12 protein-coding genes are annotated in these 13,440 nt (G+C 58.4%); 1 reads left to right on the forward strand and 11 read right to left on the reverse strand.

The features are described 5' to 3' along the window. Positions 1-130: 130 nt before the first annotated feature. From cheZ to AB8846_RS14980, 11 genes are all read right to left on the reverse strand, one after another. Positions 131-775 carry a protein phosphatase CheZ gene (gene cheZ / locus AB8846_RS14930; RefSeq protein WP_023312251.1) on the reverse strand — a complete coding sequence of 215 codons (645 nt, stop codon included), beginning with the start codon at positions 773-775 and terminating at the stop codon, positions 131-133. A 10-nt stretch (positions 776-785) separates the two neighbouring features. Beyond that, positions 786-1,175: a chemotaxis response regulator CheY gene (cheY, locus tag AB8846_RS14935; RefSeq protein WP_008500431.1), complete on the reverse strand. Its 390-nt coding sequence runs from the start codon at positions 1,173-1,175 to the stop codon at positions 786-788. Positions 1,176-1,192: 17 nt separating this feature from the next. Continuing rightward, positions 1,193-2,242 (reverse strand): chemotaxis response regulator protein-glutamate methylesterase, encoded by a 1,050-nt coding sequence (locus AB8846_RS14940; RefSeq protein ID WP_063143692.1) that lies wholly within the window; start codon positions 2,240-2,242, stop codon positions 1,193-1,195. Then, positions 2,239-3,105, reverse strand: coding sequence for a protein-glutamate O-methyltransferase CheR (gene cheR / locus AB8846_RS14945; RefSeq protein ID WP_063143691.1), 867 nt, complete (start codon positions 3,103-3,105; stop codon positions 2,239-2,241). The genes AB8846_RS14940 and cheR overlap by 4 nt, the downstream gene beginning before the upstream one ends. Before the next feature lie 19 nt (positions 3,106-3,124). Beyond that, positions 3,125-4,726: a methyl-accepting chemotaxis protein IV gene (gene tap / locus AB8846_RS14950; RefSeq protein ID WP_370733041.1), complete on the reverse strand. Its 1,602-nt coding sequence runs from the start codon at positions 4,724-4,726 to the stop codon at positions 3,125-3,127. A gap of 44 nt (positions 4,727-4,770) precedes the next feature. Next, on the reverse strand, positions 4,771-6,438 hold the full coding sequence (gene tar, locus AB8846_RS14955; protein ID WP_370733042.1) for a methyl-accepting chemotaxis protein II: 1,668 nt from the start codon (positions 6,436-6,438) through the stop codon (positions 4,771-4,773). A gap of 84 nt (positions 6,439-6,522) precedes the next feature. Next, positions 6,523-7,485: a spore coat U domain-containing protein gene (locus AB8846_RS14960; protein WP_063143688.1), complete on the reverse strand. Its 963-nt coding sequence runs from the start codon at positions 7,483-7,485 to the stop codon at positions 6,523-6,525. Then, positions 7,482-9,866: a fimbria/pilus outer membrane usher protein gene (locus AB8846_RS14965; RefSeq protein WP_370733043.1), complete on the reverse strand. Its 2,385-nt coding sequence runs from the start codon at positions 9,864-9,866 to the stop codon at positions 7,482-7,484. The genes AB8846_RS14960 and AB8846_RS14965 overlap by 4 nt, the downstream gene beginning before the upstream one ends. Then, positions 9,842-10,600 (reverse strand): molecular chaperone, encoded by a 759-nt coding sequence (locus AB8846_RS14970; RefSeq protein ID WP_331412020.1) that lies wholly within the window; start codon positions 10,598-10,600, stop codon positions 9,842-9,844. The genes AB8846_RS14965 and AB8846_RS14970 overlap by 25 nt, the downstream gene beginning before the upstream one ends. A 16-nt stretch (positions 10,601-10,616) precedes the next feature. After that, complete coding sequence (locus tag AB8846_RS14975) at positions 10,617-11,165, reverse strand: spore coat U domain-containing protein (protein WP_063143685.1); 549 nt, start codon at positions 11,163-11,165, stop codon at positions 10,617-10,619. A 12-nt stretch (positions 11,166-11,177) separates the two neighbouring features. Continuing rightward, positions 11,178-11,750: a spore coat protein U domain-containing protein gene (locus AB8846_RS14980; RefSeq protein ID WP_063143684.1), complete on the reverse strand. Its 573-nt coding sequence runs from the start codon at positions 11,748-11,750 to the stop codon at positions 11,178-11,180. Between the two features lie 430 nt (positions 11,751-12,180). Here AB8846_RS14980 and AB8846_RS14985 point away from each other — a divergent pair, with 430 nt between their 5' ends. Further along, positions 12,181-13,440, forward strand: coding sequence for a dicarboxylate/amino acid:cation symporter (locus AB8846_RS14985; protein ID WP_063143683.1), 1,260 nt, complete (start codon positions 12,181-12,183; stop codon positions 13,438-13,440).

Raw genomic sequence — 13,440 nt, forward strand, 5'->3', positions numbered from 1 at the left:
TTACGTCACGGGTATCATGCCAGCGCAGCGGAAATCCAATGGCGGGAAAAGCCCGTTTAATCGGGCTCTTTTCGGTGATTTTGTCGTAAACCGCCTCAGTCGGCGTAAACCCCTGAGGCGGAACAGACCGTCAGAAGCCGAGGCTGTCCAGCAGGTCGTCGACCTGATCCTGGCTTGCCACAACGCCCGCTTTGCTGGCGTCGAGCTGAGGACCATTGAGCAGGCTTTCGTTTTCGCGTTTTGGACGGGCTGCCGGTTCCGGAATGTTCTCCAGCAGAACCATCAGCAGCTGACGCTCAATCTCCTGGATAACATCCATCATGCGCTTGATCACCTGACCGGTCAGGTCCTGGAAATCCTGCGCCATCATGATGTCCAGCAGCTGGGCGTTGGTGAAGCTGGTGTGGCCCGGCACATCACCCAGGTACTGACGGGTGTCCGTCACCAGCTCGCGGGCATCCGCCAGCTCGATAGGGTTCTCAAACCACTCGTCCCAGCGTTTGCTCAGCGCTTTCGCCCCCTTCTCCATCGCATCCTGGTGCGGCTGTGACGCTTCAACGCTGTTCAGCGCACGTTCCGCGGCCTGAGCGGTCATCTGCACAACGTAGTCCAGACGATCGCGGGCATCAGGAATGGCTTCCGCCGCTTCGGCAATCGCCTGATCCAGCCCCAGCTCGCGCAGGCTGTCACGCAGCATGCGCGTCAGGCTGCCGATGCGGACGATGATATCGCTCGGCGAGTGTTCTTCAACGGGTTTCATAGCAGGTTGCAACATTTCCATCACCTCACATGCCGAGTTTCTCGAAGATCTTACCGAGCTTCTCTTCCAGGGTTGCCGCGGTGAATGGCTTCACCACATAGCCGCTTGCGCCCGCCTGTGCAGCGGCAATAATGTTCTCTTTTTTCGCTTCTGCAGTGACCATCAGAACCGGCATCGACGCCATTCCCGCATCGGCACGAATGGTTTTCAGCAGTTCCAGACCGTCCATGTTTGGCATGTTCCAGTCGGAGATAACAAAACCAAACCCGCCAGCCTGCAGTTTGTTCAGCGCATCAACGCCGTCTTCTGCTTCTTCAACGTTGTTGAAGCCCAGCTCTTTCAGCAGGTTGCGCACGATGCGACGCATGGTGGAAAAGTCATCCACAACCAAAAACTTAAGCTCTTTATCCGCCATAAAATAATACTCCTGAGTCAAATACGTATTGCCTGTCCGGCACTGATTTTCGCCAGCATCTGCTGGCTTACCTGGCTAAGATCGACCACTTCGCTCACGCCACCCATATTGATGGCCTCGCGCGGCATGCCGAACACCACACAACTTGCTTCATTCTGCGCAATCGTCCAGGCGCCAGCCTGGTGCATTGCAAGCATTCCGGCGGCACCGTCGTTGCCCATCCCCGTCAGGATCACCCCCACGGCGTTGCGCCCCGCATGTTTCGCCACCGAATGAAACAGCACATCCACCGACGGACGGTGCCGGTTAACCGGCGGTCCGTCATGAATTTTGATTTGATAGTTAGCGCCGCTGCGCGACAGCTCCATATGCTTGTCGCCCGGGGCGATATAGGCATGTCCCGGGAGCACGCGCTCGCCGTCTTCCGCCTCTTTCACGCTGATCTGGCACAGCTTGTTCAGGCGTTCGGCGAACGAACGGGTAAAGCCTGGCGGCATATGCTGAGTGATCAGAATACCCGGACTTGAAAGCGGCAATGGCTGGAGTACATGACGAATTGCCTCTGTTCCTCCGGTTGACGCCCCAATCACCAGCAGTTTTTCCGAGCTGAGTAAGGGACCGGCCTTCAGGGTCACAGGCGCGGCCATCGGCGTGTGGGCGGCAAGCTTGGCGCGCGACGCGGTGCGGATCTTCTCCGCGATCATTTCGCTGTAGGCCAGCATCCCTTCGCGAATACCGAGCTGCGGTTTGGTGACAAAATCCACCGCCCCCAGCTCCAGCGCGCGCAGGGTGATTTCCGATCCTTTTCCGGTCAGGGAGGAGACCATTACCACCGGCATGGGCCGAAGCCGCATTAATTTTTCGAGAAAATCGATGCCATCCATGCGCGGCATCTCGACATCCAGCGTTAGCACGTCGGGGTTATATTTTTTAATTAAATCCCGCGCTACCAGAGGATCGGGCGCAGTGGCCACCATCTCCATGTCGCTGTGGCTATTGATAATTTCAGTCATGATTTGACGCATCAGCGCTGAATCATCGACAGACAACACCCTGATTTTACTCATGCTTTTTCCTTACTCAGCGCATATACCGTTTGCCCACGCAGGCTAAACTCACGCGCGAGGTTGCTGAAGTTTTCCGAGTGCCCGGCAAACAGTAAACCGTCAGGCTTGAGCAACGGAACAAACCGACGCAGAATGTCCTGTTGCGTCGTTTTATCAAAATAGATCATGACGTTACGGCAAAATATGGCGTCGAACGGCCCCGGCACGTTGTACTGCTTATCCAGCAGGTTAACGGACGCGAATTCGACGCAGTTCGCCAGCTCCTGGCGTACGCGTACCAGGCCTTCATGCGGGCCCGTGCCGCGCATGAAATAACGCTGCAGCTGCTGCGGCGACAGCGTTTTTAGTTCATCCTGGCGATAAACGCCGTTACGCGCCTTCTCCAGCACCTCGGTATCGATATCGCTGGCGTAGACTTTCCAGCGTCCGGGCGTCATGCCCAGGGTGTCAGCAAGGGTGATCGCCAGCGAGTACGGCTCTTCACCCGTTGAGGCGGCCGCACTCCATACGCGATACTCCCCGGTGCGACGGCGGGCGTGCTCGGCCAGGACCGGGAAGTGGTGAGCTTCACGGAAAAACGCCGTCAGGTTGGTGGTTAACGAGTTAATAAAAGCCTGCCACTCGGCGCTGTTCTGGTTCGCCTCGAGCATGCTCAGATAGCGGCCAAAATCATCCAGCCCCAGCGTGCGCAAGCGCCGCACCAGACGGTTGTAGACCATGTCCCGCTTATGATCCGCAAGCACGATCCCCGCACGCTGGTAGATTAACTGACATATCCGACGAAAATGCGCGTCGGACAGCGCGAGGCGCTGTGTCATCTGCAACAATAATGACGTTTGCCCAGGGGGCATTGGTGATGTCATAGCGCCTTCTTAATTACATTCAGGATACAACTGGCACGGCCTGCGACCGCCCGACTTCTGTTACTGCTTCAACGTGCTCTTTCACATTAAACACCGCGACCAGTCCGGTCAGACGATCGGCCTGGCTGGCCAGCTGATCGGTTGCCGCTGCCGCTTCCTCCACTAACGAGGCGTTCTGTTGCGTCACCTGATCCATCTGGCTGACGGCCTGGGCAACCTGCTCAATGCCGCGACGCTGTTCGTCCGACGCCGAGGCAATCTCGCCCATGATGTCGTTCACCCGCGTGACGGAGGTGACGATCTCGTGCATGGTTTTCGCCGCCGTATCCACCAGCGTTGAGCCCTGCTGAACGCGCGAGACCGACTCCTCGATCAGCACCTTAATCTCTTTCGCCGCGTTGGCGCTGCGGCTCGCCAGGTTACGCACTTCCCCCGCCACCACCGCAAATCCGCGCCCCTGTTCACCGGCGCGCGCCGCCTCAACGGCGGCATTCAGCGCCAGAATGTTGGTCTGGAACGCGATACCGTCAATCACGCTGATGATGTCACCAATTTTCTGCGAACTGGTGGCAATCTCCTGCATGGTGCTGGCGACATGGGAGGCCTGGTCGCCGCCTTTCTTCGCCGTCATCGCCGCCTGTTTTGACAGGTCAGACGCCTGACGCGCGTTATCGGCGTTCTGGCCTACCGTCGCGGTCAACTGCTCCATGCTGGCCGCCGTCTGCGCCAGCGAGGCCGCCTGCTGCTCGGTGCGGGACGAGAGATCGTTGTTACCCGCCGCAATCTCGGAGATCCCGGTGTGCATGGCATAACTGCCCTGCCGCACGTCGCTCACCGTTTCCCGCAGCGATCCCTGCATTGCCTTGAGGCTGGCAAAGATCGCCGAAATTTCGTTTTTGCCGAACACCGCGACCGGACGCGCCAGGTCCCCTTTCGCAATGCTGTCGAAGTGGCTGCTGATGATTGCCAGCGGCTGCACAATCATTCTGCGCGACCAGAGCAGCGCCCCGCCGGTCAGCAGCCCTGCCAGAATCACCACCACGGCAAAGATGACGCCCGACATGTGATAGCTGCTACGGCTCTGATCGCCGGCACGCTGAACAGACTGGTTAATATCCTGCTGCCACGCGTTAAAGCTGCCGTCAAACGCCGCCTGAGACGCCTGAACCGGTGCGGTCATAAAGTCCGAAAGCTGGTTGTTCTCAAGCCACGTCGCCTGGTGGTCCAGATCGCTGTACCACTGTTCAAAGTTCGTCTTCATGGCGGCCTTCAGCGCTTTCTCTTTCTCGCTTTCGGCGGCCTGTGCCGTAAAGGCTTTAAACTGCGCGTCAGCCTGCTTCAGGCTGTCGCGCGCGGTCGCCATCAGCGCCTTAATGTCATCCGGCGGATAGCTCAGCGCGGTTAAGGTTCCCGCCTTGTTCAGCGCGGTGCTTGCCTGCAACAGCACGGCACGCGTTTGTGCCAGTGCGGAGCGCTGCTGATTACTCGCCTCAACTTGCTGCAAATTCTGATAGCCATCGCGAAACGCCCAAAAAGACAACCCGTTACTGCCAACCTGCAACACACCGCAAAGGATCAGAATCAAAAACAGTGTGGTCGAGATACGAATACGATTTAACATCCACGCTCCCATCAAGCGGCAAGCAGCCGCGGTTTAATTGTCAGTCAAAATGTTTCCCAGTTTTCATCTTGTCCGGTCGTCGCGGTGCGCGTACGGTTTGCAGCCGATTGAGCGGCTGGCGCGCGATACGTCGCCTGCGGGGTGACCGTGTTTCCAGCGAGTGAAGCGAGACGAAACGCCGAGACGGCCATCTTCAGACGGCTCGCCTGGTCTTCCAGGGCAGCGGCCGCCGCAGCGGACTCCTGCACCAGCGCGGCGTTTTGCTGCGTCACGCGATCCATTTCCGATACCGCCAGGGCAACCTGGTCGATACCACGACTCTGCTCATCGGACGCAGAGGCGATTTCACCCATGATGTCCGTCACGCGGGTGACGGCATTCACGATGTCATTCATGGTCTCCCCGGCGCTTTCCACCAGCACGGAGCCGGTATCCACGCGGGAGACGGAATCTTCAATCAGCGATTTGATCTCTTTTGCCGCGTTGGCGCTGCGGCTGGCCAGGTTGCGTACTTCCCCGGCCACCACGGCAAACCCGCGTCCCTGTTCGCCCGCACGCGCCGCCTCCACGGCGGCGTTCAGCGCCAGAATGTTGGTCTGGAAGGCAATGCCGTCGATGACGCTGATGATGTCGGCGATTTTCTTCGAGCTGTCGGCGATTTCGTGCATGGTTTTCACCACGCCATCCACCACGCGACCGCCGCGCTGCGCGGTCTCGGAGGCGCTTTCTGCCAGCTGAGACGCCTGGCGGGCGTTATCGGCGTTCTGCTTCACGGTCGCGGTGAGCTGCTCCATGCTGGCGGCCGTCTCTTCCAGGGCGGAAGCCTGCTGCTCGGTACGGGATGAGAGATCGTTATTCCCCATCGCAATTTCGCTGGTGCCGGTATAGATAGCCTCCGACCCGTTACGCACGTTGGCGACGGTTTCGATTAACGACCGCTGCATATGGTCAACGCTGTTTGCCAGCTCGGTGATCTCATTGCGACCGGAAACGGTCAGCGTTTTGGTCAGGTCACCGGCGGCAATTTCACGAATGTGGGCAATGACGCGCCCGAGAGGGTTCAGCAGGATATGGCGAATGCCGTACCAGACCGCGACCAGCACAATGACCAGCGCCAGCGCCAGTACCGCCATCTGCCATTTCGCAAAGCGGTAGTCATTCTGGCTTTCCGTAAAGGCCGAGTGATACAGGTCACCGCTGACCTTCGCGTATTCCCCCAGCGCCGCGCCGAGGGCGTTTTGCATCCCTTGAGTAGGCTGCGCGAAATAGGCGTCCATGTTGCCGCTTTCCAGGAACTGAATCAGCTCTGCCAGCCCGGCATGGTAGGCGTTGTATTTTTCATCAATATTCTGGCTCACCTGCTCCATAGCAGGCTGCGGAGTAATCTTTTTGAAGGCGTCGTAGTGCTTGGCGGCGTCAGCAAGGGTGGCGCGGGCATTTTTCAACAGATCGGTTTTCGCGCTGCTCTGCTGATTGTTGGGGTCCATCATCATGCGCGCGGACGAGCGGCTCAGGTTGATACGCGTTTGCAGCATAAGATCCCACGTCGACGTGAGTTCCCTCTGCTGCAGGCGCAGATCGTTCGAGGCCGCGAAGCTGTCCTGGTTCTGTTTTAATGACGAGAAAAAAAGCCCGCCGGAAATAAGCTGAAGAAGTGCGAAAATGACCAGCACCATCATAAGCATTGTGACAACGCGGATACGGTTCAACATACAACACCTTCTCATAGATTTATTAACGGTGTTATCGGCACTGCCCACAGGAACTTTACATTTGAGAAAGGGAAAAGCGCGGGGTTAAAACGCCACGTCGACAATCAACGTATCGGTGTAGGTTCCGGCGGGTGGCGTGGTCTGATTGGTCAGGACTTTCGCGGTGTAGTTGTAGGTGCGCAGTAAACCGTCGGTACTGACCTGCGACGATACCGCGCTGGACCAGCGCTCGCTGCCGCTGCCGCCCCAGCGGTTAGTCGTGGCTTCCTTATAGATGTCGTAGCTCATGGTGTTGCTGCCGCTCACCATCCGCCGCACGTTGTTCAGGGCGTTGGCACCGTTATTAATGCCGATGGTATACGTACTGCCTTTGGTACAGGTGACGGCAATCGCCTGTGAGACGGTGGGGAAACTTTGTACCAGCGGCGCGCTGTTGAAGTTCACATCTGGCGTGGTCATGGCGCTGCAGTCGTTGGTAACGGTCATATTAAGCAGAATACTGGTTGTCGCGGTTCCCGTCTGGGGGGTCGTACAGAGGCTTCCCACGCCTAACGCGCAGACGCTGTAGTTGATGCTGAACGTCAACATCACCTGGTAAGGCCCGGCCGTGACGTTTTGTCCGGCGACGGTGCGAAAATAGAGCGGAATGTTGTACTGCTTTGTCCCCAGCAGCCCCAGCAGCGTATTCCCGCTCCAGGTATATGATTTACTTATCTGTACCTCGCTGCTGCTTGCGCAAGCCGATAATCCACACAGCCGGGTGGGGATCACGTCCGTGATGGCCGCATTATCCGTGCGTTTCATGGTCGCGCGACTGCTGCCCGACACCGATGCCGCAGTGTAGTTCAGGGTCACCGAGTCGTTGGTCAGAACGTTGAGCACGGCATCACACGCCACCACCAGCGTGCCGGTGGTTTCTACCTCCCCGGTTCCGCTGAGCGCAAACGACGTGACGCTGCCAAACGACGCATTAACCGTACTGACGGTACACGCCGCCCAGCCGCCGCCGGAGAACAGCAGCAGCATCAACAGCAGCAGGCGCGTCATGGCCCCTCCCGACACACCAGCGGACCGTAGGTTTGCAGCTTGTGCTGCGGGTTGGCTCCCACGGTCAGGGTGGCCTTGCAGCGTTTTCCGTCAGGCGAAATCACCTCAAGCGGGTTCACATCGCTGAGATTTTCCAGCCACGCTATGCCGTCGTATCCCACCACCGCATTGCTGCGCGAAACGCGTCGGACCTGGCTTCCCACCGGCAACGCCTGCCCGTGCGCATCATGCAGAATAACGCTGGCCACCCGCTCCTGCTCCATCGGGAAATCGACCAGATAGCCGCTGTGACGGCGGATCGCGATCCGCCGCTCGGTCTCTTTCAGACGGGTATCCGCCGGCAGATTCAGGGTATCAATCCGGTAGCTTGCCGGGTAATACGCCGACACCCCGCTCACCAGCAGGTAGCCGTTGTTATTGGTTTTGCCGACGGGCTGGTTCTCATAGCTGACGGGCACGTCCGGGTGGCCGTCGGTACTGATGACCACAAACGCATCGTTGATCTTATTCGCCGCAAACAGCTCGCCGTCCATCAGCACAACGGAACCCATCGCCTCGCCCCACCAGGTCATCATGTCCCTTTCGCCATAGGCGCCGCCCTGCAGCTCAACGTTGTTGTTGCGCCAGCCCAGCGTGCCCTGCTGATAATCACTGGATCTTGACTGGTTGGCCCAGGCCATGTTCCAGCTAAAGCCGCCGTCAGAGGGCATGGCGTGGTTATAGTTGATGCGCTGGGTACTGCCGGCATCCGGGGTGTTTTCAACGGTGACGGCAGCGCTGTCGCGCGCCCCCAGCGGCACCTGCAGCGACAGCGCGACCGTCCAGTCTCCCCGCTGCTGGTCCCGGCTGCCGGCCAGGTAAATACTGCTCGGCCCCCACAGATTGCGGCTCCAGGAGAGATTAAGCAGCTCGGTTTTTTGGCTGTCAAAACTCTCCACGCCGATCCACGCCGCACCGATGTTGCCGTACTGTCCCAGATTAAAGGTCAGAGAATATTGGTCCGTGTTACGGCTAAAGCTGGCGATGGGTTTATCGTTTTCGTCATACACCGTCGGCTGGTCGTAGAGGGCCAGATTGCCAAAGCCGCGGTCGCGACGCGTATGCTGGGTAGCGACGCTAAACTCGCTGGTGCTGTACTGGTAGCCCCAGTTGATCTGCCCGCCCGTATCCCCCCGCATGCGGCTCTGCGAGTAAGAGGTATTCACCACGCCAAACTGGCCGAGTTTTATTACCGTCCCCGCGCCGCCCAGCGCCAGCTCCTGCGCCCCTTCCGCGTGGCCCTCCAGCGTTAGCCAGTCCGTCATCCCGTAGCGATACGAGCCGCTGCCTGCTGCCGAACCGTAGTCAAAATTCTTGATACCGTAATTACGCCGCAGGCTGCCCAGCGTCACGGCGCCGTCGCTCAGCCCTTGTTTAAGCAGGTCGCTGGTGACGTAAAACGGCAGCGTGGTGCTTACCTGGCGCCCCAGCGCATCCGTCGTGACCAGCACCGCATCCCCGGCGCCGTTGATATAGGGCAGATTAGTCAGGGTGAAGGGGCCCGGCTGAAGCTGGGTTGAGCCGGAGCGATAGCCGTTGATAAAGAGATCGACCGAGGTAGGTACCGCGGCTTCCCCCGCGAACTCGGGCAGCGGCCATGTCACCAGGTCAGGGCGCAGGGAGAAATCCCGCCCGACGCTGATCCCCCCCATCCGCACGCTGGAGCTCCAGCTCAGGGCATCGCTGATCACGTCCCCGACGCTCCAGCTCATCGCGTCATCTTCATTCGTGAACAGCAGGGTCGTGTCATAGCGGACATACCCTTCCTGCTGGCCGTCGTTACCGCTGAAATTTTCCCGCGCGTAGCCGGTGGAGGAAAAGGAGCCGTTCTCGTTGAAGTAGCGGAACTCGTGCCAGAGCGATGCCTGAGCGCCAATATGTTCCGTGTGGTTGGTGTAGAGATCGTAATTCAGCAGCGCCCCGCGCCCGTAGTGCGGCTTGGCCTGCGCCGTTTGCGCGCTGAAAGGGGTGACCCGGGCCGTCACCCAGTCGCGGGGAACGGTCAGCAGCAGGCGCTGCGCGGCGCTGTCGTACTCCACCCGAACCTGAGCGAGCGAGGAGAGATTCACCTCGCCGGTGGGAACATGCGCCGGGGGTAGCCCCGCGCGCAGCAAATCGGCGCTCGAGATAAAGAAAGCGCCTTTACGCTGCGTCACGGGCACCACCAGGCCGGTATCGTAGTGGTTGACCACGAGGGACAGCTGGAAAACCGCTTCATCATTTATCGCCTGCGCCTGGGGAGGCGGCGGTAAACTGTCGTCACCGGGCTCGGCCAGTGTCGCGGAGCTGACGCATAGCAGTATCATCATCGCCGGCTTCAGTTGACGGGCGTCGACTGCCATTGTGCGTCCCTGGCATTAATCTGCGCGCTCATCCGCTCTGGCTGACGAACGCCAGCGGGTACCGGCCAGCTGCGGGTGCTGCCCGGAAGGACGTAACCCAGTAATCCCTCCGCGACCGTGCGTTTCTGCCCTCCCTGCTCCAGCGCGACCTGGCTAAGCCTGACATGGACATCCCCCCGATTTCGGACCTCCAGCGCAGGCTGTCCATCCGCCTGCGTCACCCGCCAGCTCAGGTTTTGGGTCTCCGCCAGCGCGTGGTGCGCGCCCTCTTTGAGGGTCGGGATCCCCTGTCCATACACAAACAGAGGAATGGAGTAACGCATCTGCAATTTGAGGCCGATGGTGGGTTCGGCTTTGGCATCCGGCTGGGGGATTTCATCGACGATAATGCGATAGGCCTGTTCGACGCCTGCGGGAACTGAAGCCTGTTTGATAAGGCGAATAAGCTGCTTGCTGCCAGTGCCAATCGTGACGATGGGCGGGCTGGCGACCACGTCCTGCTGCGCGGTATAACGTTCGTGTCCGTCCTCCTGCTTCCAGCGCACGATGCGAACCTGCATCGTCGTGGCGCTGTTTCCCTGGTTCTGGATCCACAGCTCCGTGGCGTTGGCGTCCGCAGCAAGCCAGGGATCGATCGGCCAGAGCAGGATGGTGGCCGCCGCCTGCGCCTGGCCGGTTGCCGCGGCCATGCCCAACGCGCCCGCCAGACAAACCGGTCTGAAAAATGGCTTCATCAACACTCTCCCTTTATTACCATGACAAGGTCACGGTGAGCTGATCGGAATAGGTTCCCGCCGGGCTAAAACCGGTCAGTAGCGCCACGCCAAAAAGCGGCAGCGCGATGTTATTGCTGTTGGTGTAGGTCACCGCTATCGCCTGGTTGACGCCAATTTCGCTGTTCGCGGCCAGCGAGCTGCTGCTGTAGAGCCGGTACGGCACCAGTTCTGTTCCACCGGACCGCTTCATCCGGCGGACGGATGAATAATTCTGCCCGCCGTTTATGCTCATGCTCAGCGCCACGCCCGGCGTACAGGCGATAGACAACGCCCCGTTTGGTACAAAGCTGGTGCTGACCGGCGCGCTCTCGACGCCGTTATGGGTGCCAAAATCCAGCGTACCGAGAAGCCCTCCGCTACCGGTGGCCACCGCGCATCCCGGTACAATCGTCGCGCTGACCTTAAAGGACTGTGATGTCACCGCACCCGCCGTGGGCATCATGAGCAATCCGACGATCAGCGCGAAAAAAGGCTGCACGCGTCCCTCTGCGCGCTTGCGCAGACCTGTGAGAATTGCCTTCATGGCGGTTTGGGACTAATAGGTGACGCTGACGTTAATCGTGTCGGTGTAGGTTCCCGGGACGACCGTCACGCTGTTACCACCGCCGGTAATTCGCCCGTAGAGGGTGTAACTATCCACCCCTCCGGCCGTAGAGGCGATCGGCAACGCGGCGTTATTGGCAATCACGGTGTTAAACCCGCTGTCGCTGTACAGGCTATAAGCCACACCCTGTGCCGCGTTGGCCGTATTAACCAGATAGCGTTCAGGCGTACCCGGCGAACCGACAACGGAGCCGGGCGCGGTAGAGTGGGTATTACCGGTGATCGCGACCGTATAGCTGGCGGTCGTACATTGAATGGTGAAGGTGTTTCCGCCGCTGGCGCCGCTCAGCTGCGTTGTAAGCGTGGAAAAGGTTGCCGGATGGGTACCGAAATCAAGCGTACCGAAGTTAATGCCGCTTTGCGCGGGCGAGCCGTTTATCAGACAGCCGTTTGTCAGCGTCAGCGTCGCACCGATGGTGCCGCTGCTGGTGACGGCCAGCGCCTGATGGGCCGTTGCCGCAGTCAGTAAGGAGCCTGCGCAGATCAAAAGGAGCTTTCTTTTCATTTACCACCCTCCAGAAGACGTTTCCGTTCCCTTGCCACATTTTATTTTTGTCGTTCAGGATGTTAGCCCCGCTTAAGGTTCCTCTGAGGGGGGTTATTGAGAATTTAGTTTACGGATATCGCTTCGACCACCTGCCCCTTCACGTATAAGCCATATGTCTTATTGACTTAGCTTTCCTATAAATAACAGATGGTTAAACTCATTTAATTCACGATTTTATTTTATCTGAAGAGAATATATCCACTAAAGTGTGACGCCGATCACAATATATCGTCGAGGCAATAACAACAAAATTAATAAAAATTAAAAAGGAGTTGTATCCCCCTACACTTTGCGTCAATTTATGGGCCGAATAATTTCCCGCATCGTAATAAAAAATTTATATGTATCGAGGCGGGCTACATCTGAAGCGCATAGAGGGTCTTTTTTCGTGGCAAGTGCAAACAAACTCACACTCTTCATCGTGATTTTCATGCTGGCGGGTATTCTTTCAGGGGCAGCAATTCATGAATATGCATCTGCGGATGCCATCACAGCCTGGTCGGATAATATTACCCTTCTGACCGATATTTTCCTCCGCCTGATCAAAATGGTCATTGCGCCATTGGTCTTCAGCACGCTCACCGTCGGCATTATGAAGCTGGGCGAAACCTCCACCATTGGCCGCGTTGGCGGCAAAGCGATGGTGTGGTTTATCAGCTCATCCGTGCTCTCTATTCTGGTTGGCCTGTTTATCGTCACGCTGGAGCATCCGGGAAGCGGTCTGAACCTGACGATCCCAACCGAAGCGGTGGATACCGGTCTGGCCGTGGGCGGCATGACGCTGAAAGCATTCCTGTCGCACACCATTCCGACCAGTATCGCGGGGGCGATGTCGAACAATGAGATCCTGCAGATTGTGGTGTTCTCGATGTTCTTCGGCATCGGCGGCGCGTCGCTGGGGCAAAAATTCAACGCGCCGCTGGTGGCCGCGCTGGATGTGGTTTCCCATATCATGCTGAAGGTCACGGGTTACGTGATGTACGTTGCGCCGCTGGCCATTTTTGCGGCGATCTCCTCCGTCATTGCCACGCAGGGTCTGGGCATTCTGCTGAACTACGCCTCCTTTATTGGCGGCTACTATGTTGCCATTCTTCTCACCTGCATGGTGCTGCTGGCCGTGGGTTACATGGTGCTGAAAAAAGAGGTGTTTCGCCTGGTCAGCATGCTGAAAGATCCGGTCCTGGTGGCGTTTACCACCAGCAGCTCTGAAGCCGCCTATCCTAAAACGCTGGAGCAGCTGGAGCGTTTTGGCTGTTCGCGCAACATCGCCTCTTTCGTTCTGCCGATTGGCTACTCCTTCAACCTGGTAGGTTCGATGGTGTACTGCTCTTTCGCCTCGATGTTTATCGCTCAGGCGTACAACATTCACCTGAGTTTCTCTGAGGTGACGGTGCTGATGCTGACCCTGATGCTGGCCTCCAAAGGGATTGCAGGCGTACCGCGTTCATCCCTGGTGGTGCTGGCAGCGACGATCCCAAGCTTTAACATTCCGGTGGCGGGTATTCTGCTGCTGATGGGGATCGACCACTTCCTGGATATGGGCCGTTCCGCAATTAACGTGCTGGGGAATGGTATTGCGACCGCGATGCTGTCGCAGAATGAAGGTGCGCGGGAAGCTGAAGCTGAGCTGGTCAAGCAGGAAGCGTAA

The sequence above is a fragment of the Enterobacter sp. KB-221C9 genome (assembly GCF_041320715.1).
In the GTDB taxonomy this organism is placed as follows: domain Bacteria; phylum Pseudomonadota; class Gammaproteobacteria; order Enterobacterales; family Enterobacteriaceae; genus Enterobacter; species Enterobacter asburiae_D.